The organism is Burkholderia sp. BCC1047, assembly GCF_902833155.1.
Taxonomy (GTDB): Bacteria; Pseudomonadota; Gammaproteobacteria; order Burkholderiales; family Burkholderiaceae; genus Burkholderia; species Burkholderia sola.
This window is the reverse complement of sequence record NZ_CADFEH010000013.1, coordinates 69,064-89,459: the sequence shown is the minus strand read 5'-3', so window position 1 is coordinate 89,459 and position 20,396 is coordinate 69,064. Positions and strand designations below refer to the sequence as shown.

20 protein-coding genes and 1 pseudogene are annotated in these 20,396 nt (G+C 65.5%); 9 read left to right on the top strand and 12 right to left on the bottom strand.

The window, feature by feature from the left end; all coding sequences use genetic code 11:
* The first annotated feature begins 2 nt into the window (after nucleotides 1-2).
* Together HWX55_RS15705 and HWX55_RS15700 are read left to right on the top strand one after the other, a co-directional pair.
* Nucleotides 3-758 carry a tetratricopeptide repeat protein gene (locus HWX55_RS15705; RefSeq protein WP_175976382.1) on the top strand — a complete coding sequence of 252 codons (756 nt, stop codon included), beginning with the start codon at nucleotides 3-5 and terminating at the stop codon, nucleotides 756-758.
* On the top strand, nucleotides 755-1,438 hold the full coding sequence (locus tag HWX55_RS15700) for a Fe2+-dependent dioxygenase (protein WP_175976381.1): 684 nt from the start codon (nucleotides 755-757) through the stop codon (nucleotides 1,436-1,438). Before HWX55_RS15705 ends, HWX55_RS15700 begins: the two co-directional genes overlap by 4 nt.
* 73 nt (nucleotides 1,439-1,511) lie before the next feature.
* Here the strand turns inward: HWX55_RS15700 and HWX55_RS15695 are convergent, their stop codons facing one another.
* The gene (locus HWX55_RS15695) at nucleotides 1,512-3,704 is read right to left on the bottom strand and encodes a hypothetical protein (RefSeq protein ID WP_175976380.1); all 2,193 of its coding nucleotides are present in this window, start codon (nucleotides 3,702-3,704) and stop codon (nucleotides 1,512-1,514) included.
* Between the two features lie 274 nt (nucleotides 3,705-3,978).
* Between HWX55_RS15695 and HWX55_RS15690 the strand changes: the two genes are divergently transcribed.
* The 5 genes from HWX55_RS15690 (at nucleotide 3,979) to HWX55_RS15670 (ending at nucleotide 5,961) form a co-directional block, all read left to right on the top strand.
* The gene (locus tag HWX55_RS15690; RefSeq protein ID WP_021158157.1) at nucleotides 3,979-4,218 is read left to right on the top strand and encodes a type II toxin-antitoxin system Phd/YefM family antitoxin; all 240 of its coding nucleotides are present in this window, start codon (nucleotides 3,979-3,981) and stop codon (nucleotides 4,216-4,218) included.
* Nucleotides 4,215-4,610 carry a type II toxin-antitoxin system VapC family toxin gene (locus HWX55_RS15685; RefSeq protein ID WP_175976445.1) on the top strand — a complete coding sequence of 132 codons (396 nt, stop codon included), beginning with the start codon at nucleotides 4,215-4,217 and terminating at the stop codon, nucleotides 4,608-4,610. The genes HWX55_RS15690 and HWX55_RS15685 overlap by 4 nt, the downstream gene beginning before the upstream one ends.
* 108 nt (nucleotides 4,611-4,718) lie before the next feature.
* Nucleotides 4,719-4,961, top strand: a complete 243-nt coding sequence (locus tag HWX55_RS15680) for a M15 family metallopeptidase (RefSeq protein WP_175976379.1) — start codon at nucleotides 4,719-4,721, stop codon at nucleotides 4,959-4,961.
* A 102-nt stretch (nucleotides 4,962-5,063) separates the two neighbouring features.
* Entirely contained in the window at nucleotides 5,064-5,648 is a 585-nt protein-coding gene (locus HWX55_RS15675; protein WP_089489535.1) for a nucleotidyltransferase family protein, read from the top strand.
* Between the two features lie 172 nt (nucleotides 5,649-5,820).
* Nucleotides 5,821-5,961 carry a hypothetical protein gene (locus HWX55_RS15670; protein WP_012339712.1) on the top strand — a complete coding sequence of 47 codons (141 nt, stop codon included), beginning with the start codon at nucleotides 5,821-5,823 and terminating at the stop codon, nucleotides 5,959-5,961.
* 50 nt (nucleotides 5,962-6,011) lie between these two features.
* Here the strand turns inward: HWX55_RS15670 and HWX55_RS15665 are convergent, their stop codons facing one another.
* From HWX55_RS15665 to panE, 8 genes are all read right to left on the bottom strand, one after another.
* Nucleotides 6,012-6,770, bottom strand: a complete 759-nt coding sequence (locus HWX55_RS15665; RefSeq protein WP_175976378.1) for an SDR family oxidoreductase — start codon at nucleotides 6,768-6,770, stop codon at nucleotides 6,012-6,014.
* The gene (locus HWX55_RS15660) at nucleotides 6,767-8,314 is read right to left on the bottom strand and encodes an FGGY-family carbohydrate kinase (protein WP_175976377.1); all 1,548 of its coding nucleotides are present in this window, start codon (nucleotides 8,312-8,314) and stop codon (nucleotides 6,767-6,769) included. The genes HWX55_RS15665 and HWX55_RS15660 overlap by 4 nt, the downstream gene beginning before the upstream one ends.
* A gap of 29 nt (nucleotides 8,315-8,343) precedes the next feature.
* Nucleotides 8,344-9,432, bottom strand: a complete 1,089-nt coding sequence (locus tag HWX55_RS15655; RefSeq protein ID WP_175976376.1) for an alcohol dehydrogenase catalytic domain-containing protein — start codon at nucleotides 9,430-9,432, stop codon at nucleotides 8,344-8,346.
* A gap of 46 nt (nucleotides 9,433-9,478) precedes the next feature.
* Nucleotides 9,479-10,492 (bottom strand): ABC transporter permease, encoded by a 1,014-nt coding sequence (locus tag HWX55_RS15650; RefSeq protein WP_175976375.1) that lies wholly within the window; start codon nucleotides 10,490-10,492, stop codon nucleotides 9,479-9,481.
* Nucleotides 10,479-11,999, bottom strand: coding sequence for a sugar ABC transporter ATP-binding protein (locus HWX55_RS15645; RefSeq protein ID WP_175976374.1), 1,521 nt, complete (start codon nucleotides 11,997-11,999; stop codon nucleotides 10,479-10,481). Before HWX55_RS15645 ends, HWX55_RS15650 begins: the two co-directional genes overlap by 14 nt.
* A gap of 62 nt (nucleotides 12,000-12,061) precedes the next feature.
* Complete coding sequence (locus tag HWX55_RS15640; RefSeq protein ID WP_175976373.1) at nucleotides 12,062-13,006, bottom strand: substrate-binding domain-containing protein; 945 nt, start codon at nucleotides 13,004-13,006, stop codon at nucleotides 12,062-12,064.
* A gap of 128 nt (nucleotides 13,007-13,134) precedes the next feature.
* Nucleotides 13,135-14,094, bottom strand: a complete 960-nt coding sequence (locus HWX55_RS15635) for an AraC family transcriptional regulator (protein ID WP_175976372.1) — start codon at nucleotides 14,092-14,094, stop codon at nucleotides 13,135-13,137.
* Between the two features lie 260 nt (nucleotides 14,095-14,354).
* On the bottom strand, nucleotides 14,355-15,302 hold the full coding sequence (panE, locus tag HWX55_RS15630) for a 2-dehydropantoate 2-reductase (protein ID WP_175976371.1): 948 nt from the start codon (nucleotides 15,300-15,302) through the stop codon (nucleotides 14,355-14,357).
* 151 nt (nucleotides 15,303-15,453) lie between these two features.
* Here panE and HWX55_RS15625 point away from each other — a divergent pair.
* Nucleotides 15,454-16,199 (top strand): annotated as a pseudogene (locus HWX55_RS15625) (IS5 family transposase).
* A gap of 137 nt (nucleotides 16,200-16,336) precedes the next feature.
* Here the strand turns inward: HWX55_RS15625 and HWX55_RS15620 are convergent.
* Nucleotides 16,337-16,753 carry a DUF4279 domain-containing protein gene (locus HWX55_RS15620; protein ID WP_089489538.1) on the bottom strand — a complete coding sequence of 139 codons (417 nt, stop codon included), beginning with the start codon at nucleotides 16,751-16,753 and terminating at the stop codon, nucleotides 16,337-16,339.
* Nucleotides 16,754-16,760: 7 nt separating this feature from the next.
* A complete protein-coding gene (locus HWX55_RS36110) occupies nucleotides 16,761-17,108 on the bottom strand; it encodes a hypothetical protein (RefSeq protein ID WP_244140582.1) in 348 nt (115 codons plus the stop codon).
* 788 nt (nucleotides 17,109-17,896) lie between these two features.
* Here HWX55_RS36110 and HWX55_RS15610 point away from each other — a divergent pair.
* Nucleotides 17,897-19,450, top strand: a complete 1,554-nt coding sequence (locus HWX55_RS15610; RefSeq protein ID WP_175976369.1) for a methyl-accepting chemotaxis protein — start codon at nucleotides 17,897-17,899, stop codon at nucleotides 19,448-19,450.
* A 24-nt stretch (nucleotides 19,451-19,474) separates the two neighbouring features.
* On the opposite strand, the gene HWX55_RS15605 is transcribed toward HWX55_RS15610, so the two are convergent.
* Nucleotides 19,475-20,152 (bottom strand): response regulator transcription factor, encoded by a 678-nt coding sequence (locus HWX55_RS15605; RefSeq protein ID WP_175976368.1) that lies wholly within the window; start codon nucleotides 20,150-20,152, stop codon nucleotides 19,475-19,477.
* Nucleotides 20,153-20,396 lie beyond the last annotated feature (244 nt).

Genomic DNA, 20,396 nt, shown 5'->3' with positions numbered 1-20,396 from the left:
CGATGGAGGCCGTATCGCTGAAGGCGCTCGCGTCGGTATCGCCGCGCGAGTTCGCCGACATCCTGGCCGGGCCGCCCGAGCGCGCCGCCGCGTGGGTCGCGGCCGCGGCCGACCACGGTATCGTCGACGCGCAGGCCGTGTACGGACAATACCTGCTCGACGGGCACGGCGTCGCGCGCGATCCGGCCGCCGCGTTCAACTGGTTCCGGCACGCGGCGCGGGCCGGCCACCCGATGGCGATGAACATGCTCGGGCGCTGCTACGAGTTCGGCTGGGGCACGGCCGCGTGCGCGCCGGTCGCCGTGTACTGGTATCGGCTCGCCGCGCAGGCGGGCCTCGACTGGGGCATGTACAACTACGCAACCGCACTCGCGCTCGGCAACGGCGTCGACGAGAACCGCGCCGACGCGCTCGACTGGTTCCGCCGCGCGGCCGCGCTCGGTCACGCGAAATCGATCAACCTGATCGGCGGCTTCTACGAGGACGGCTGGGTCGTATCGGTCGATATCGACGCCGCGTTCGACCACTATCGCCGTGCCGCCGTTGCCGGCGATTTTCGTGGCCAGTTCAACTATGCGCGGCTGCTCGCCGAACGCGGGCGCGTCGACGAAGCGCTCGCCTGGCTCGCGCGCGTGCCGGCCACCGCGACACCCGCGTTCATCGCGAAGATGCGTGCGTATCTCGTGTCGTCACCGCTCGACGCTTTTCGTTCGGCGGCCATGCAGCTGGCGCCGCACGCAATGGAAACCGCATCATGATGCTTCATATCCCCGGCGTACTGACCCAAGCGCAAGTCGCGCAATGCCGCGACCTGCTCGATGCCGCCGAATGGGTCGACGGGAATGCGACGTCCGGCGCGCAATCTGCGCTCGCGAAACGCAATCGGCAATTGCCGGAAGGGTCACCGGTCGCACGCACCGTCGGCGACGCGATCCAGGACGCACTGGCCCGCCATCCGCTGTTTTTTTCGGCGGCGCTGCCGCTCAAGGTGTTTCCGCCGCTGTTCAATCGCTATGCAGGCGGCGAGACGTTCGGCACGCACGTCGACAACGCGATCCGGCTGCTGCGCGGCACGGATTTCCGCGTGCGCAGCGACCTGTCGGCGACGCTGTTTCTCGCGGAGCCCGACGCGTACGACGGCGGCGAGCTGTGCGTCGAGGATACGTACGGCGTCCATCGCGCGAAGCTGCCGGCAGGCGACCTCGTGCTGTATCCGGCGTCGAGCCTGCATCACGTGACGCCGGTGACGCGCGGTGAACGCGTGGCTTCGTTCTTCTGGATTCAGAGCATGGTGCGCGACGATGGCGATCGCACGCTGCTGTTTCAGCTCGATACGCAGATTCAGGCGCTTTCCGCCGAAAAAGGCGCGAAGGACCCGATGGTCATTTCCCTGACCGGGATTTATCACAACCTGTTGAGGAAGTGGGCGGATGCGTGAGATTGCAATCGCCTCACCCTCGAACGCCGCAATCGACACGCCCACATCGAATCCGCCCGGTCGATGCCGACGCTCAATGGGCGCCGATCGCTTTCTCTGCTACAGGGATATAACCCGAATAGCCCGCCATGTAGGTTCGCCAGCCAGTATTCGTGTAACTGACGACCTGATCCTTCGGGATCGTGATGCGGACGCAGGCCAGTTCGGCGTTCTCGGTGATCGGCGAATCAGTCGTCGTGGCGGTGGTCGAGTTGGCCGCGCCAGCCGTGCGCGTCGGCTTCACCTCGGTCGTTGCGACAGCGGCGCTCGCCACATCGATGCCGGCTTTACGGCCTCCGTTGTTGCCAGTCGACACTCCGTCGGACGCTGTCGCCTTGTCGCTAGATTTCCCCCCTTGGCTGACTAAGCGCTTAAACGCTCGATTCCGCTGATCAAGCAGCGGCTGATCACAGCCATAAGTGCGCTTTCGCAACATCGCATCGCTCGCCGGGAGCGCAAGCATCAACGTCTGGACATTCACATTCGCGGCCCCTACTCCGACCGAAGGTGCAATAGTCGCGGACGAAGCAGCCACTGACGCACTGGGTGATTTATCGTCACGGATACCTCGCGCCTGCGTGTGCGCCGCCCCCACCACTGGGGCCTCGGTCGGCGCGCCAGCCGACACGGATAATTCAGGACGAAGGATCAGCTCGACCACCATCGAAGATCCAAGGCGATTGACGATATTTACATCGGTCAGCGTAATCGAACCGTCTTTGCCTGCATTGCACCGAACGCCGAACGGCGCCAACGTCGCGCATTGCTGACCGGACAACGCCATGCTCGACGCGTGCCGGTTGCCAAAACCCAGGATCGCAACGAGCATGCGGGGGAACAGCAGCGGATTCTGCACGATGATCGGAACCGATACGAACGAAACAAGCGCTGCAAGCGCACACAATCCTGCCCGCATCTTCCAGCCACGCGACGCGAACGCTCCCCAGTTCATCACGCTCAGCAGCGCCATGGTCAGCAACAATGTCTGCGTGCTTTCCCTGTTGCCGTTCACGGAAGCGACGAGATCTGCAAAGATCAGTACACACAGCGACAAGATCGCGAACGCGGCCGCTGTAAAAAGCTTCGCCGCTACGAGCTTCGGCACGCCGTTGCGGCGGCCTGTCGCCGGTGTCGCAGGCGTCAAAAGGCCAACCGGCGCAATTTGGCGCTTGCGGAAAAACCACCCCTTCCGCAGCATCCAGACAGCAAAGACCGCTGCACACAAGATCGTGACGGGCAACCGGTTGCCCGTCACGAACCATTTGAAATTGACGAGTGCGATCAACCACGAAATGGCCACTACCGCGAGGACGACCGAGCCTATTGCCCGAATGGCATGCAGCGTCACGTGCACTATGCGCTTCGGTACATTGCGTGACCGGTTCGCAGCGAGACGCAGCAAGCGCTGCACGAACCATACTATCGCCGCGATGATTGCACTTGCCGCCGCTGCTGCCCATGACGGCGTAGTCATCCACCCGAGGCACGCTCTCACGTCCGGCGCCAGTTGCGAAAACGCGTAAACGATCGGCTGCGCGCGCGCTGTAGCCCCGGCGCTCGTGTCGATCCGCTCGTTGCCGAAGTACGCGACGAGTTGCAACGCACCGAGTATCACCACGCCGAACAACAGCACGCTCGATAACACTCGCGTTAGCCGGCTGTCGACAAACGACCCGTCAGCAAGCAATAGCCCTATCAATCCGCCGTAAGTCGCGACATAGGCAACGACAGTTAGCCAGGCCAGCACCGGGCTCGCCCACGACACGAATGGATTCGTCAGCAGGTCCGTCCAGATCAAAACCGTCAGGACGGTTGCGATCACGATAAATCGTCCGCGTACCAAGCGATCACGCATCTGCTGGTTCTGCGTGAGTGGCCCCATCTGGCCAAAGGCAACCACGTGTGTGTCGTCGTAAAACCGGTCGAGCACGAAGCGCGCAGCAAAGCCTGCAATCAGCGAATACACGCCAAACACGCCGACCAAGCCAATCTCGACGAGGAAGGTGGCGATCAGCGTGCCTGTCAGTTCAGTCAGTGTGAAATCCGGAACCTGATCGAGGCTCAGCGAGTACAGCAGTAATGGCACACCGCCGAGCACCAGTACCATCAGAGACAGAAGCGTAAACGGATGCCCAACAGCGATTTCATTGAATCGTTCACGTGTTGTTTTCGCCTCACGTGTTGTTTTCACCGCACGTGTTGCTTTTCTCTCGCGTGTTGTTTTCATGATTGTGTGTTTGTCGTTCGAAGCCGCCCATCCCCCTCTCAGTCGGGGTACCTGCATCTTGGCAGCAGGAAGCAAGCATTCTACCCAACGTCAATTGTGATTCACCCTGACGCAACCACACCGACGCGCGCAGCCTCCCACGATGCTCCCGTCTATCCGCCGCTGACCTCCGCCGCCGGCAATCGATGAATCAGCCTTTCCGACCCGACCGATTCCTTGCATCGATTCAGCGGAACCCTTAAAATGACCATCGTCAGATGACCATGCTCATATCATGATGCCGCACGCTCCCGTATCGAAATCCGAATTCAAGGCTCGCGCACTCGAATACTTCCGGCTCGTCGAGGCGTCGGGCGAAAGCCTGATCGTCACCGACCACGGCAAGCCGACGCTCGAGATCCGGCCGTATCGCTCGCGCGAAGCTCAGCCGTTGGACATATTGCGCGGGTCGGTCATGCGCTACGACAATCCTCTCGATCCGATTGCGGAAGATGATTGGGAGGCGTCGCGGTGATCGTGCTGGATACGCATGCATTGGTGTGGTGGGTGGCGGGCGACCCTGCGCTCAGCAAGAAGGCGAGAAGCGCGATCGATCGCGCACGGGGCGAAGGCGCGCTCGTCGCATCGGCCATCTCCGCGTGGGAAATCGCGATGCTGGTGCACAACGACCGCCTCGCACTGACGATGGATGTCGACGCGTGGCTCGCCACCGTCGCGCAAATCGACGGCATGCGGTTCGTGCCCGTCGATGCCGACATCGCCGCGAAATCCACCGACCTGCCCGGCACGTTCCACAAGGATCCGGCCGATCGCATGATCGTCGCAACCGCGCGGCGGCTCGGCGCGCCGCTCGTCACCCGCGACGAAAAAATCCGCGCGTACGCGCACGTCAAGACGCTCTGGTAAGCGTCGTTCGCGCGTGGGTCGAACCGCGGCGCATTTTCCGCCAGACTCTGGCATATTGGCGATTCGTCTGACCAAAACGACCATGGCCGCTTCATTCAACATCGGCTCGTGGCCCGCAACCGTCGTCGCGCCACTTGCTCGTGCTACACGCACAACCCGTTCATCAGCCGCCCGGCCGCAGCGAACCGCAAGATCCTGATCGACGCGCTGTCCCGCGCCGGCTTCACGAATTACCCGTCCGAATGGTGGCACTGGTCGTTCGGCGATCGCTATTGGGCCGTCATGCAGAACGAATCTCACGCAATTTACGGTCCTGTCGACGAAAGCATGCTCGACGAAGCGTCGCGATGACGGTTTTCCCGATCCGACACGCGTGACTCGGTAACATCCTCACTTGCCGATCCCCGTGTGCTCCCGCACAATCGCAACACCTGTCTCACTCCCCGCGCGCCGATGTCCTATGCGTCACTCGCGACCGGCGTCCTGCTCGCCGGCGGCCTTGGTCAACGCTTCGACCCGAGCGGCCTGCACAGCAAGCTGCTCGCCCGGCTTCCCGACGGCACGCCGGTGGCCGTGGCCGCCGCCCGCCGTCTCGCGGCGGCCACCGCCGACGTAATCGCCGTGGTGCGCCCTGGCGCCGAAAAGCTTGCGATCCTGCTGAACGAAGCCGGCTGTCAGGTCGTCTATGCCCCCGACGCGTTGCGCGGCATGGGCGCAAGCCTCGCGGCCGGCGTTCGCACCGCGCCCGATGCGAGCGGCTGGCTCGTCGCGCTCGGCGACATGCCGTGGATCGCGGCTTCCACTTACGAAACGGTCACACGCGCGCTCGACGCCGACGGCGCGTCGATCGTCGCACCCGCGCATCGCGGCGTGCGCGGCCATCCGGTCGGTTTCGCCGCGCACCACTTCGAGGCACTCGCCACTCTCGACGGCGACGCGGGCGCTCGCGCACTGTTCGCCAGCGCGCCGGTGGCCCTGCTCGACGTCGACGATCCCGGCATCCTGCGCGACGTCGATACACCGGCGGATTTGCGCTGACACCGATTGCGCGGGCCCGCACGTTCCCGCACGAACCGCGCCAATAGGCCGATTTCTCCGATGATCGACCACCCGTCGCAAGAATCCCGCTGCAAACGCGCGACCGATTGGCTATAACGAAGACGAGGCGCGTCCGCCACGCCACCGCCGTCACGCACTGCACGAGTTCTCCATGAGCGACCACACGACCCCGACGCCCGAACCACCGGCCGACCCGAACCGCGATCCGGAAGACGATCCGTTCTCGTCGCCGCCCGGCCATCACGACAACCCGCAGCAGCCGGACGGTCCGCCGAGCAAGGATCCGGTCTAGCCGCGCGCCGGCCGCGCCGCGCACTCGACCCGCGACTGCCGTGACGCGGTCTAGCGTGCGGTATACCCGCCGTCGATCGGCAGCGACACGCCGCTGATCATCGACGCCGCGTCGCTCAGCAAAAACAGGATCGGCTCGACGACTTCGTTCGGCTGCGCGAACCGGCCGAGCGGAATCGCGGCGAGCATCGGCGCGCGCTTCTCCGGTTCGCTCCACGCGAACTGCGCCATCGGCGTGAGCGTGACGGTCGGGTTCACGCTGTTCACACGAATGCCGTACGGCCCGAGTTCGATGCACAGCACGCGCGTGATCGCGTCCATCGCCGCCTTCGACGCGCAATAGCTCAGATGCGCGGGCAGGCCGACGAGCGCCGCCTGGCTCGACACGTTGACGATGCTGCCCCGTGCGTTCGCCGCGCCGCGTCCGTCGCGCTCGATCATCTTGCGCGCCACGGCTCGCGCGACGAGCGCCGCGCCGCGCGCATTGACGGCCATCACGCGATCGAAATGCGCGGCGTCGACATCGAGCGCCGGTTCGAGCGACGCGATCCCCGCGCAATTGACGAGGCCGTCGAACGCATCGTACGGGTCGAGCGCGGCATCGATCGCGTATTCGTCGCCGCCGACATCCATGCGCAACGTATCGCACGCGATCTCGCCGGCGAGCGCGTCGAGCGCGGTCATGTCGCGCGCCGCCGCGACGACGCGCGCGCCTGCGTGCGCGAGCGCGACCGCGCACGCACGCCCGATGCCGCTCGATGCGCCCGTGACGAGCACCGTTGATCCGCTGAAATCGAATCGTGTGTTCATGATGATGTTCCGAGCCTGTGCATGATCGGCTTGAGTGCCGGATACAGCGCCGTGTAGAGCGCAAAACGCGCGTCGTACGTTTCCGCGCGGTCGGCATTGGGCCGGGCGCGCTCGACGAGCGTGACCCAGCCGCCCTGCGCGTCGTCGCGCGACACGAGCCGTGCCCCGACACCCGCGAGCAACGCGGCGCCCATCGCGGCTTCGACGTCCTGCTCGATCGTCCACACCGGAAAACCCGTCACGTCCGCGATGATCTGCATCCACAAGGCCGAATGCGCGGCGCCGCCGACGACGATCAATCGATCGTCCAGCGCCACCGCGCCCCGGCGGCCGGCCTCGATGTTGTGGCGCAACGCGAACGCGACGCCTTCGAGCACCGCGCGATAAAGATGCGCACGCGTGTGCGCGAGACTCAGCCCGACGAACGCACCGCTCGCCTGCGCATCCCAGACCGGGCTGCGCTCGCCCATCAGGTACGGCAGGAACAGTACGCCGTCGGCGCCGGCCGGCACGCGTTCGGCCGCCTCCTCGAGCAGCACGTGCGGATCGCCGTGCGGCAGCAGGCGCGCCGCATCGGTTTCCGCGTGACAGAACTGGTCGCGAAACCACGCGACCGACGCGCCGGCCGTGATCGCGCCGCCGAACACATACAGGTCGCGCTGCCCGTCGAATACGTGCGGCATGCTGACGAGGCCGTGCCGCGCATCGACGTGCCGGTTCACGTAGCCCCAGCACATGCTGGTGCCGATCATCGCGACGTGCTGTCCGGTACGCGTCGCGCCGGCCGCGAAGGTCGCGACCGCCGCATCGACGCCGCCCGCGACGACCGGCGTGCCGGCCGGCAGCCCGAGTGGCGCGGTCCATTGCGACAGCAAGCCGCCGACGACGTCCGTCGAATCGACGAGCCGTTCGGGCATCATCGTCGCCGGAATGCCGAGCATGTCGAGCGCGTCGTCGGACCACTCGCGGCGCGCGACGTCGTACACGCCGCCGATATTGCCGGCCGAACTGTGATCGACCGCGACTTCGCCGGTCAGCAGGTAGATCACGTATGCGTTCGGCGGCAGGAAATAGCGCACGTTCGCCCACACGTCCGGCCGCCGGTCGCGCAGCCACAGCATCTTGGTGAAGCCGTAGTAGCTGTCGACGCCGTTGCCGGTGATCACGCGCAGCCGCTCGACGTTCACGTGTTCGTTGACCCAGTCGACTTCGGCCGTCGCGCGCCGGTCCATCCAGATCAGGCACGGATGCAGCGGCCGCATGTCGATGTCGACCGGGATGCCCGAGCCGCCGTACAGGCTGCTCACGCACACCGCCCGGATCGCATCTGCCGGCACGCCCTGCGCGCGCGCGTCGCTCACGCAGCCGGCGATGCAGTCGAGCACCGCATCGAACCACACCTGCGGCCACTGCTCGGCCCACAGCGGGCGCGGCGTATCGGGCTGGTAGCCGGCCGAGCGCCGCGCGACGATCGTGCCGTGCCGGTCGACCAGCAGCGCCTTGGTGCTCTGCGTGCCGATGTCGACGCCTATCACGTATTCCATGTTGTCTCCGGTGAGGCGCATGCCGACCGTCAACGGGCCGGCTTCAGCAGCACCTTGATCGATTCGGATGACTTTGCGATGCGGATCGCATCGTCCCACTCTTCGAGCGCGAAACCGTGCGTGACGATGCCCTTCGATGTGACGAGCCCGCGCGCGAGCAGGTCGATCGCGACCGGATAGCAGTATGGCCCGAGGTGCGCGCCGCGTACGTCGAGCTCCTTGCGGTCGCCGATGATCGACCAGTCGACGGTCGCATCCTCGCCGAACACGCTGAATTCGACGAAGCGGCCGAGCTTGCGGATCAGGTCGAGCCCCTGATTCACGCCGACCGGCGCGCCGGTCGTCTCGATGTACACGTCGCAGCCGTAGCCGTCGGTCAGCGCGCGGACGATCTCGCGCGCGTCGTCGCGCTGCGGGTTGATCGTCACGTCGGCGCCGTACTGGCGCGCGAGTTCGAGCCGTTCGTCGATCAGGTCGATCACGACGAGCTTCTTCGGCGTCTTCAGGTGCGCGACCTGCGTCATCATCAGCCCGAGCGGGCCCGCGCCGGCGATCACGACGACGTCGTCGAGCTGGACGTCGCCGCGGTTCACCGTATGGATCGCGCACGACAGCGGCTCGATGATCGCCGCATCCTCGAGCGATACGCCAAGCGGAATCTTGTGGACGATCGCGGTCGGCGGAATGCGCATGTACTCGGCCATGCCGCCGTCGGCGACCTCGCGCTGGAAGCCGAAGATGTTGTGCACCTCGCACATCCAGTACTGGCCCGACTTGCAATAGCGGCACTTGCCGCACGGCACGATCTGCTCGGCGATCACGCGGTCGCCCAACGCGACGCCGAAATGCTCGGCCGCGCCGTCGCCGAGCGCCTCGACATAGCCGAAGAATTCATGGCCGGGAATCACCGGCGCCTTCACCCACGGGCTCGGTCCGCCCCAGAACATCTTGGCGCCGGTGTAGCACTTGCAGTCGCTCGCGCAGATCCCGCACGCGGCGATGCGGATCACGAGCTCGTTCGTACCGGCGCGCGGCATCGCGACCTGTTCGACGCGATAGTCCTCGGGGCCGTGGCAGACGACCGCGGTCATGCGCGGCTGGGCTTCGGGTGTCGTCATGAGTTGTCTCTTTTCTGAATGATTCGGATAGCGGATGAATCAAGCGTTACCGCGATCGTTCGCGGCTGATATAGATCGCGAGCAGGATGATTCCGCCCTTGATCACGTTCTGCACGTACGGGTTCACGCCGATCATGTTCAGCCCGTTGTTGAGCACGCCGAGCAGCAGCGCGCCGACCAGCGTGCCGAGGATCGCGCCGCGCCCGCCGGAGATCGACGTGCCGCCCATCACGACGGCCGCGATCGCGTCGAGTTCGAAGCCCACGCCCGCGTTCGGCTGCCCGCTCATCAGGCGCCCGGTCAGCACGATCGCGGCGAGCGCCGACGTGAGCCCGGCCAGCGTGTAGACGATCAGCTTCACGCGTGCGACCCGCACGCCGGTGAGCCGCGTCGCCTGCTCGTTGCCGCCGATCGCGTATACGTAGCGACCGAACGGCATTCGGTCGAGCAGCAGCCAAGCGATCGCATAAACCACCAGCATGATCAGCACCGGCGCCTGGATGCCGAGCACCTTGCCGCTGCCGAAGAACGCGACCCAGTCGGGCAGCCCGTCGATCGGATAGCCGCCCGTATAGATCAGCGCGAGGCCGCGCGCGATGCCCATCGTCGCAAGCGTGACGATGATCGGCGGCATCCCCGCGAACGCGACGAACACGCCGTTCAGGAAGCCGAAGCCGAGCCCGACCGCGATGCCGATCGCGAGGGCGGCGACCGCATTGACGCCCGCGACCATCAGCCCGGCCGCGAGCGTGCCCGACAGCGCCATCACCGAGCCGACCGACAGGTCGATCCCGCCCGTCAGGATCACGCAGGTCATGCCGACCGCGATAATCGCGTTGATCGACACCTGGCGCAGCACGTTTTCGAGGTTCGCGGCGGACAGGAAGCTCGGGCTCGCGATCATCATCGCGATGCAGACGACGATCAGGCCGACGAGCGGATAGAACAGCGTCGAGCGGCGTAGCTGCGCCCACATCGGGCGCGGCGGCGGCGCATCGCCGTTTCCGGCCGTGGCCGCGAGCGTCGTCGAAGGGGTGGAAGAAGATTCAGGCAGGTTCATGGGTCGCTCCTCGCGTGCCGGTCGTGGCATAGGTCATGACCGTATCGGGATCGATCTCGTCGCCTTCGAGCGTCGCTTCGATGCGGCCCTGTCGGAACACGGCGACGCGATCGCACATGCCGACGATTTCCGGCAATTCGGACGAGATCATGATGATGGCGTAGCCGCGCGCAGTGAGTTCGCGCATCAGCCCGTAGATTTCGGCTTTCGCGCCGACGTCGATGCCGCGCGTCGGCTCGTCGAAGATCAGCACCGACGTGTGATGGTTCAGCCAGCGCGCGATCACGACCTTCTGCTGGTTGCCGCCGGACAGCGTCGCGACCTCGGTGTGGATCGACGGCGCCTTCACGCCGACGCGCCGCATCACGTCGTGCGTGGTACGCGCCTCGCCGCGCCGGTCGATCAGCCAGCACATCGACCGGTACTTGCCGAGGTTGTTCAGCGAGATGTTGTCGCGGATCGAGAACGACGTGACGAGCCCTTCCGTCTTGCGGCTTTCCGGCAGGATGCCGATGCCCGCACGCAGTGCGTCGGCCGGATCGGCGAGCTTCGCCGCCGCGCCGCGTACGCGCAGTTCCTTGCGATACGCACGCGTCGCGCCGATCACCGCGAGCGCGGTTTCCGTGCGGCCCGAGCCGACCAGACCCGCGAAGCCGAGAATCTCGCCCGCATGCAACGCAAAGCGGTTCACCGGGCCATCACGCTCGATCTGCAGCGCATCGACCTCGAGCACGGCCGGCGCGCCGGTCGGCAGCACCGGCTTCGGCGGAAAGCTGCTCTCGATCCGGCGGCCGACCATCATGCGCACCAGTCGCTCGACGTCGGTGTGCGCGACCTCGGTCGTCGCGACGTACTGGCCGTCGCGCAGCACCGTGATCCGGTCGCACACCGCGAAGATCTCGTCGAGGTGATGCGAGATGAAGATCATCGCGACGCCCTGCCGCTTCAGCTCGCGCATGATCGCGAACAGGTGCTCGGCCTCGGCCGGCGTGAGCGTCGCGGTCGGTTCGTCGAGGATCAGGATGCGCGCGTCGAGCGACAGCGCCTTGCCGATCTCGACGAACTGCTGCTGCGCGACCGACAGCGTGCGGATCGGCGCATCGAGATCGATCGCCACGCCGAGCCGCGCGAAGATGCTCGCCGCCGCGGCGCGCATCCGCTTGCGGTCGCGCGCGCCCCAGCGGTTGCGCAGCTCGCGGCCGAGGAACAGGTTGTCGACGGCATCGAGGTGCGGAATCAGGCTGAATTCCTGGAACACGATGCCGACGCCGGCCGCGACCGCGTCGTGATAATCCGCGAAATGGCGCGCGGCGCCATCAATCTCGATCGTGCCGGCATCCGGCTGGTGGATGCCGCACAGGATCTTCATCAGCGTCGACTTGCCCGCGCCGTTCTCACCGAGCAGCGCATGGATCTCGCCGCGCGCGATCTCCAGATGAATGTCGGACAGCGCCTTCACGCCGGGAAAGCTTTTCGTGATGTGGCTGAGCCTGAGTATCGTGTCCATCGGCTTCTCCGTGCGAAGGGCGTCGGCCGCGCCGCCGCCCTTCGCGTCGCGTCGCACGTCATTCACCAGCTGAAACCCTTCGCGTTGCCGCGATCGACGACCTTCACGTCGACGGGAATCGCCTTCGGCACCGTCGCGCCCCACTTGCGCGCGATCGCGATGCCGAGCGCGATGCGCACCTGGTCGGCCGGGAACTGCGCGGTCGTCTCGATGAACTTCGAGTTCGGTTTCTGGATCGCGGCGATCGCCTCGGGCGCGCCGTCGACGCTCGTCAGCTTGATGTCCTTGCCGGACCCCTCGATCGCGGCGAGCGCGCCCATCGAGCCGCCGTCGTTCACGCTGAAGAGGCCTTTCAGGTTCGGATGCGCGGAGATCATGTTTTCGGTGACCGACAGCGCGGTCGCGCGCTCCTGCTTGCCGTTCTGCGTATCGACGAGCTTCACGTTCGGGAATTTCGCGAGTCCGGCCTTGCAGCCGCGCACGCGTTCGAGAATCGGCACGACCGGAATGCCGTCGAGGATCGCAACCTCGCCGCTGCCGCCGATCGCCTTCGCGAGGTATTCGCACGACATCACGCCCGCGTCGTAATTCTTCGAGCCGACGAACGAATCGACCGGGCCGTTCGCGTTCGCGTCGACGGCGACAACCACCGCGCCGGCCTTCTTCGCCTGCGTGATCGCCGACTGGATGCCGGTCGAATCGGTCGGGTTCACGAGCAGGATGTCGATCTTCTTCTGCAGCATGTCCTCGACGTCGCTCACCTGCTTGCTGACGTCGTGATGCGCGTCGGTGACGACGACCTGCGCGCCGATCGACGCGGCCGCGTCGTTCAGCGCCTTCTGCATCGTCACGAAGTACGGGTTGTTCAGTTCCTGGAACGTCATGCCGATCCGCAGCGGCGCGGCGTGCGCGGCCGCGGCGGGCAACAGCGCCGCGACGGCGAGCGCGGCAATGGCCGCCAGGCGGGCGGCGCGACGGGGGGATGAAGCGGGCGATGCGTGCGTCATGACGGTGTCTCCAGAATTGTGTGCGGCTTTTTCGTGGGTGAATGCGCCCCTCGCGACGTGAGCGACGCGATCGGCTGGGTGAAACGGTGAAACGGCGGGTAAAACTCGGGCGGGCGGCGGCCCGGCGATCATCCGGGCTGCGGCATGAGTTCGGGCGCACCGGGCGTCAGCACGCGCGGCGGCAGCGGGTTACCGGTCGGCGCCGCGTGCAGCGCCAGCTCGCGGCTGCGCACGTTCAGGCGCTGCAGCGCGCGGAATTCGGACGGCGCCATTCCCTTCACCGCGCGGAACTGGCGGTTGAAGTTCGACACGTTGTTGAAGCCGGCCTGGAAACAGATGTCGGTGATGCTCGCGTCGTCGGCGAGCAGCATCTGGCACGCGGATTCAATCCGCAGACGATTCACGTACTGGACGAACGGCATGCCCGTATGGCGATGGAATGCGCGCGAGAACGCGCTGACGCTCTGTCCGGTCAGTTGTGCGAGATCGGACTCGCGCATCTCGGATGCGAGGTTCTTGCCGATATACGACAGCGCATGGCTGAGCCGCGTCGGCGTGACGTCGGCCTGGTCGTACGCGGGGCTCGCGAGCAGCGTGCGCTCGGCCGCGCCGCATAGCCGTTCGAGGATCGTCATGAACAGCGCGATGCGGCGCATGCCGCGCGCGGTCAGCAATTGGTCGAACAACGGCGCGATCGCGGCGCTCGTCGCCGCGTCGAAGCCGACCCCGCGCCGCGCGTCGTCGAGCAGCGCCTGCGCGTCGCGGCATTCGGGAAACGCGTCCATGCAGCGGCGCACGAACGACGGATCGAACTGGATCACGAGATTGCGGCGCTCGACGGTTTCGCCTTCGGCCATGTCGCTGACCCAGTTGTGCGGCAGGTTCGGGCCGAGCAGCACGAGATGGCCCGGGCCGAACGAGCCGATGTGATCGCCGACGAAATACTTGCCGTGCGTCGCGACGATCAGGTGCAGCTCGAATTCGGGATGGAAATGCCAGCGGATCGTGCGATACGGATAGCCGTGCGACCAGACCTTGAACGACTCGTCGCGTCGCACTTCGACCACTTCGAGATCGGGGTGCATCATGTTGGCGTCTCCATTCCCATATATCGCTGGCCGGCCTGTTCGGCTGTGCGCGCGTGCGCCGCGTGTCTCGCGCGGCACTGCGACCGGTCGCATGGGAAGCAATGTAGGTCGATCGAGCGCGCGGCTCCACCAACTTTACGCCTGATTTTCGATACTTTTTTGCCGTCCGCGCGCCGAAATGGCGCCGGACGGCAAATTTGTTGCAGCGCGGAACGGCGCGGCGGCCACCCGTGCCGCCCGCGCCGCCTGTCCGCACCAGCTTACGCCGCCGCGTGCTCGCGCGCCGTGCGCACCTCGTACGCCTTCAGGTGGTTGTACGCGATCCGCAGCAGCGACAGCGTATCGGCCGCCTGCGGATCGCGTCGCGCGAGCAGGTCGCCGATCACGTGATCGGCTTCGACGCGTGCCTGGTTCTCGACGTCGCGCAGCATCGACGCGGTCAGCGGCGACGGCGTCAGCACCATCCGCTGCATCCGCTCGCTGGCCGCCGGGTCGGGCCGGTAGCCGTTGTGTTCGGCGATCGCGCTGCATTCGGCGAGCATCGTCTCGAGCAGGCGGCGGCCGTCCGGCGCGGCGAGAATGTCGCCGATCGACCCGCGAAACAGCGACGTGCTCGCGGCGAGCGTCGCGAGAAACACCCATTTGTCCCACATCCGCGCGGTGATGTCGTCGCTGAGCGTCGCGTCGAAGCCCGCGCCGCCGAGTACGTCGGCCACCGCGCGCACGCGCGGCGATTCGCCGCCGGCAAGGTCGCCGAACGTCACGCCGTGCGTGTCGTTCAGGTGCACGATGCGCTGCTCGCGATCGAGCGTCGCCGCGATCACACACAGCCCGCCGAGCACCTGTGACGCACCGAAGCGCTCGCGCAGCACGTCGACGTGACGCATCCCGTTGAGCATCGGCAGGATCAGCGTCTGCGGGCCGACGAACGGCGCGAACGATGCAATCGCGTCGTCGAGGCTGTACGCCTTGCAGCTCAGCAGCACGAGGTCGAACGGCGCGACGCCGGCGCCCGCGTCGCCCGCGCGTACGGTCTGCACGTTCGCGAGCGTCAGGTCGCCGCGCGGGCTGCGAATCAGCAGCCCGTCGCGCGCGAGCGCAGCGGCGCGGCCGTCGCGCACCAGGAACGTCACGTCGCGCCCCGCCGCGGCCAGCCGGCCGCCGAAGTATCCGCCGACCGCGCCGGCCCCTACCACCAGAATCCGCATCGTTGCCTCCTTTCGGTTTCGTTCGGCGTCGCGCTGTCGCCCGTGCGGGCGCGATGCCGACCATCGCCCGACAGTATAGCGGTCGCTGTTATGCATATGCATAGATGCCCGCGCCCGCGTCGCGGGCCTCGGAAAATGACCGCTTCTTAGAGTGCTGCCACCGCCAAAGCCACGCCGCAAGAAACACCCAGGACGGCTCCCGGTTTCCAACCGGGCTGCACTGAACGGCATCCTGAACGTATTCAAGACCGGGATACGCTGGTGCGACCTCTGGACCAAGCTGGGATTTGGCTCCGGGCCGACCTGCTGGAAGCGTTTGCGCGACTGGCAAAGGGCCGGCGTGTGGAGCGCGTTGCACGAACTGCTGCTTGCGAAGTTACGCGAAGTCGGCGAACTCGATTTCTCACAGGCAGCGGTCGATTCATCCTCGGTGCGAGCCGTTGGGGCGGGCGAAAAACTGGCTCGAACCCCACCGATCGCTCGCGACCAGGTTCGAAGCGTCACATCCTCGTCGACGCCAATGGCGTCCCCATCGGTGCCATCCTGATTCGCGCGAATCGCAACGACGTTACCTAGCTGCTGCCGCTCATCGACGCGGTCCCGCCACTTCGCGGTGTACGCAGCCGACCGCTTCGCAAGCCCGAAGTCATCTACGCAGATCGTGGCCATGACTCCGAGCCGCATCGTCAGCGGCTTCGTGCGCGTGGTATCGAACCGGTGATCGCCCTGCGCCGTATGGAATGCGGCAGCGGACTAGGCAAGCTCCGCTGGGTGGTCGAGCGTACTCACGCATGGCTGCACAATTTTCGTCGTCCTCGCATTCGCTTCCGGCTCTCAATGTTCGCAAATGCGTCGATCGCCCTACCTCTTTCAAGATCGAAAGTGTCCTTTATATGATCTTTGTTATCCATCGATATTTTTCAAAAAATCGCTGCACATACGACAACAAGCACGCTCAGTTTGATAGTACGTCGCTTGACTGAACAACCCTCCAATGCAATGCCATGTACTTCTCAGTGGTGCGTTGATCCGCTCTATCGGTATTCATCGACTTCGACCTCGCCTCCGAGCGATTCCACAAGAGCCCGGATATCGTCCGGCACGTCCGGCACGCGCTTACCGCTCTCGTTGTCCCAATAGCAGCGGAGACGGACCCGAGCGCCCGCACCGTCGATAAGCCCGCGCAGGTCCGGGCGTGGCAAAGACAGATGCTTGATGAGATAGCGAAGATGGGGTTCCAGTTGATCACTGTGGACAGCTCCGTCACTGCGAACCGCCCAAACACTCGTGCGACGCGTTATGACGCGCCCCTGTCCTGTCGGATCGTTTACCCGTTCTCCTTTCGTTACCTCCGTATCGGGTACGACGCGGAAATAGTCTGTCCAAAATTTGGGGACGACGCGATCGCCTGAAATAGAGAATGATGCATGTGCAAGTTGCTGTTTTTTCATGATCCGCTCAGTCCCCGTAGTTGTGCATGCTGTCGATCACGACACCTTTGAATTCAACGTCTCCGTTGTCGTGCCAGAGAACGTTATCGGCCCCTCCCAAATCATTCGCGTCTTTCATTTGGTGGATCATGTTGCCGAAGATTTTACGCTGGTAACCAAGCATTTTCGCCGCAAAGTTCGGGTTAGTCGTGCTTGCCGCCAGCTCTTGAATGTCACCGCTCAAAGGGCTATCAGCGTAGTCAAACACGTTCGCATCACCTAGCGGCGACCCCGATCCAAACGAGTTCGCAAGTTGAGGCGCACCGCCTGCTAGTGCGCCGCCAGTACCGGCAACGACACGTTGAAGGTAACTCATGAGTTCACCGGCTGACACATCGCTTGGTACGGCCCAAGACGGTATCGGCTTGTCCGCTGGAAGCGCAGCCATCCTCGGCACACTGGCAAACCTACTGCCCTTTGGGAAAGGCGGTATTGATGGTCCGCCACCGCCCCCAGCACCCCCACTTGCCACGGGCCTATCGATCGAGACGGTAACCCGGCCGTCCTCTATCGCTGACCTAAGCGCGGCGACGGGATCGCCGGACAACGACCCGGCAAGCCCGAGTTCCCGAAGGTAGCTGGCAGCCTCCGCCATCAATGCGGAATACTTCGGCCAATGGAGCATTAATTCTGAGACAGCCGCGCGCTGTTCCGCAGGCCGAATTGCCCCGCTGTCACTGGAAAGCGTAGCGCGCTTTCCTGAGCCAATGTCGATAGTTACGGCCACAACTCGAATTCTCCATATGAATCCTGGTCACTGAATCGCCCCCCGGCCTGTGAAGGCGCGGAGGGGTTCGTTTTCCGGTCCGGCGCGACGCCTTATAACGCGCCGCATAGAAGCTGTGGCGAAATCACGGCCTAGGTCTGTTAACTTTTTCGCAGCCGCCTCAAGATTCGCTACGAACGGTACGCACATGTGCACGAGGCATTCCTCTCGCTCGCGTGCTGCTTGATTTGCTGGAACAAACGCAAGACAGCGTCCGATTGATTTCGCAGCATCTTCTAAGGGATTTCCCGCCTACAGCGCCGCGCGTTTCACGCCGTCAAAACATGTATCCCGTCACGCCGTCCCGGCGAGCTTCCACGACTGACCGACCTCATACCATGCGCAATCTCTCCCTGAATCAGAAACTCGCCTCGATGATCGTCATCCTGTGGCTCGGCCTGCTCGTGATCGCCGGGCTCGGCGCATGGCAGACCCGCGCGTCGATGATCGCGGACCGCCGCGACCAGCTTGCATCGCTGGTCGCGCAGGCCGCGAGCGTGACCGATCACTACTACAAGCTGTCGCAGCAGAACGCGCTGCCGGAAGCCGATGCGAAGCAGAAGGCGCTCGAGGCGATCGCCGCGATGCGCCACGGCGCCGACGGCTATGTGTCGGTCAACGATTCGAAGCCGGTGATCGTGATGCATCCGATCAAGGCCGAGCTCAACGGCAAGGACGTGTCGAACTTCACCGATCCGAACGGCCAGCACCTGTTCGTCGAGATCGTGAAGGCCGGCAACGCGGAAGGCGGCAAGGGCTTCGTCGAATATCTGTGGCCGAAGCCGGGCGCGGACAAGCCGCAGGACAAGACCAGCGCCGTGCAGCGCTTCGCGCCGTGGGACTGGTATCTGGTGACCGGCATGTACATGGACGACGTGCGCTCGGCGGTGCTCGCGAGCGTCGGCCGCTGGTTCGCGATGACGGCCGTGCTCGGCGCGATCGCGACGGCCGTGATGGTGCTGGTGCTGAAAAGCGTGCGCGCGAGCCTCGGCGGCGAGCTCGAAGCGGCGCTCGACGCCGCGCAGCGCATCGCGCAGGGCGACCTGACCGCGCGCGTGACCGTGAAGCACGACGATCGCGGCAGCCTGCTGCATGCGCTGCATACGATGCAGGGCGGGCTGATCGACATGGTGTCGCGCGTGCGGATGGGCACCGAGAACATCAACGTCGGCGCGAGCGAGATCGCGTCCGGCAACACCGACCTGTCGCAGCGCACCGAGGAACAGGCGGCCGCGCTCGTGCAGACCGCGTCGAGCATGGACGAGATGACCGCGAACGTGAAACAGAACGCGGACAGCGCCGCGCAGGCCGCGTCGCTCGCCGGCCAGGCCGCGCAGGTCGCGACGCGCGGCAGCGAAGTGGTCGACGACGTCGTGCGCACGATGAACGAGATCACCGATCGCTCGCACAAGATCGGCGACATCATCGGCGTGATCGACGGGATCGCGTTCCAGACCAACATCCTCGCGCTGAACGCGGCCGTCGAAGCGGCGCGGGCGGGCGAACAGGGCCGCGGCTTCGCGGTGGTCGCGGCCGAAGTGCGGTCGCTCGCGCAACGCTCGGCGACGGCGGCCAAGGAGATCAAGTCGCTGATCGTGTCGTCGAACGAGACGGTCCAGCACGGCGCGACGCTCGTCACGCACGCGGGCGAGACGATGGCCGAGATCGTGCAGTCGGTGCGGCGCGTAAACGAGATCCTCGACGAAATCAGCCACGCATCGCGCGAGCAGAGCGCCGGGATCGAGCAGGTCAACCGCGCGGTGGGCGAGATGGACCAGGTCACTCAGCAGAACGCGGCCCTCGTCGAACAGGCCGCGGCCGCCGCGCATTCGCTGCGCGATCAGGCCGAGGCGCTGCGCGACGCGGTGACGCGGTTCGCGTTGCCGGCCTGACGGCAAACCCGCCCTGCCCCGCACTCACGCCGCGCTGCCCGCCCGCCGCGCGGCCTCGCCGCTCCCGAGCCCCAGCCCCGCCGCGCGCTGGATCAGCTCGACGTCGTTGCTCGCGCCGAGCTTCTTCATCGCGCTGATCTTCTGCGCGCTGACCGTCTGCTTGCCCTTGCTCAGGCGCTGCGCGATCGTCTTGATCGGCACGCCCGACAGATACAGGCGAATCACCTCGATCTCGCGCGCCGACAGCTTCACCGGCGTATCGCCGCGCGTGCCGAGCGCATCGACCGCGCGGCGCACGGACGGCGACAGGTAAGTGGCGCCGCTATAGCTCGAATGGATCGCCGTGACGATATGGCCGACCTCGTCGAGCTTGCTGACGACGGCCACGCCGCCGATCGCGAGGATCGACCGGAAGATCAGCGGGTTCTCGTTCGCGACCAGCGCGACGATCCCGACGTTCGGCCGCGTGCGACGCAGCCAGTCGAACAGCGCGAGGCCGTCCATCTGCTCGTCGCCGCGAATCGCATAGTCGACCAGCACGACGTCGCAATCGACGCCGCCGAGCGACGCGACCAGTTCGGCCGCGCTCCGGTAAACCGCGGCGAGCTCGATCGCGCAGGCGCCGCCTGCGATCTGCTCGATACCGGCCAGCGTCAACGGCCAGTCGTACGCGACGACGATGCGAACATTGAATTTCCTCATGCGCAATTCCTGGTGGTTCACCGGCCGCGCCACACAACACGCGCGCGACCGGTTGGGCGTTGAAAGGACATTCAGGCTATTTTTAGCCTGAATGTCGATTCTATGAATGTCTGCCCGCGCGCGATATCGGACGGCGTACGAATTGGCCGCCGAAGACGTAATACGCGTTTGATATTTGCACCGGCTCGACGCCCGGCGGCCGTCGATCGACCGTCGCGGCATCGGCCCGATGGCCGGTATTGCG

Excerpts from the sequence above, each read along its gene's own strand:
- HWX55_RS15655 (WP_175976376.1), bottom strand. The coding sequence starts at position 9,432 with ATGACGACACCCGAAGCCCAGCCGCGCATGACCGCGGTCGTCTGCCAC.
- HWX55_RS36110 (WP_244140582.1), bottom strand. The coding sequence starts at position 17,108 with ATGAGTTACCTTCAACGTGTCGTTGCCGGTACTGGCGGCGCACTAGCA.
- HWX55_RS15690 (WP_021158157.1), top strand. The coding sequence starts at position 3,979 with ATGATGCCGCACGCTCCCGTATCGAAATCCGAATTCAAGGCTCGCGCA.
- HWX55_RS15695 (WP_175976380.1), bottom strand. The coding sequence starts at position 3,704 with ATGAAAACAACACGCGAGAGAAAAGCAACACGTGCGGTGAAAACAACA.
- HWX55_RS15650 (WP_175976375.1), bottom strand. The coding sequence starts at position 10,492 with ATGAACCTGCCTGAATCTTCTTCCACCCCTTCGACGACGCTCGCGGCC.
- HWX55_RS15620 (WP_089489538.1), bottom strand. The coding sequence starts at position 16,753 with ATGAAAAAACAGCAACTTGCACATGCATCATTCTCTATTTCAGGCGAT.
- HWX55_RS15610 (WP_175976369.1), top strand. The coding sequence starts at position 17,897 with ATGCGCAATCTCTCCCTGAATCAGAAACTCGCCTCGATGATCGTCATC.
- HWX55_RS15640 (WP_175976373.1), bottom strand. The coding sequence starts at position 13,006 with ATGACGCACGCATCGCCCGCTTCATCCCCCCGTCGCGCCGCCCGCCTG.
- HWX55_RS15645 (WP_175976374.1), bottom strand. The coding sequence starts at position 11,999 with ATGGACACGATACTCAGGCTCAGCCACATCACGAAAAGCTTTCCCGGC.
- HWX55_RS15635 (WP_175976372.1), bottom strand. The coding sequence starts at position 14,094 with ATGATGCACCCCGATCTCGAAGTGGTCGAAGTGCGACGCGACGAGTCG.
- HWX55_RS15665 (WP_175976378.1), bottom strand. The coding sequence starts at position 6,770 with ATGAACACACGATTCGATTTCAGCGGATCAACGGTGCTCGTCACGGGC.
- HWX55_RS15700 (WP_175976381.1), top strand. The coding sequence starts at position 755 with ATGATGCTTCATATCCCCGGCGTACTGACCCAAGCGCAAGTCGCGCAA.
- HWX55_RS15605 (WP_175976368.1), bottom strand. The coding sequence starts at position 20,152 with ATGAGGAAATTCAATGTTCGCATCGTCGTCGCGTACGACTGGCCGTTG.
- HWX55_RS15705 (WP_175976382.1), top strand. The coding sequence starts at position 3 with ATGGAGGCCGTATCGCTGAAGGCGCTCGCGTCGGTATCGCCGCGCGAG.
- HWX55_RS15675 (WP_089489535.1), top strand. The coding sequence starts at position 5,064 with ATGTCCTATGCGTCACTCGCGACCGGCGTCCTGCTCGCCGGCGGCCTT.
- HWX55_RS15660 (WP_175976377.1), bottom strand. The coding sequence starts at position 8,314 with ATGGAATACGTGATAGGCGTCGACATCGGCACGCAGAGCACCAAGGCG.
- HWX55_RS15670 (WP_012339712.1), top strand. The coding sequence starts at position 5,821 with ATGAGCGACCACACGACCCCGACGCCCGAACCACCGGCCGACCCGAAC.
- panE (WP_175976371.1), bottom strand. The coding sequence starts at position 15,302 with ATGCGGATTCTGGTGGTAGGGGCCGGCGCGGTCGGCGGATACTTCGGC.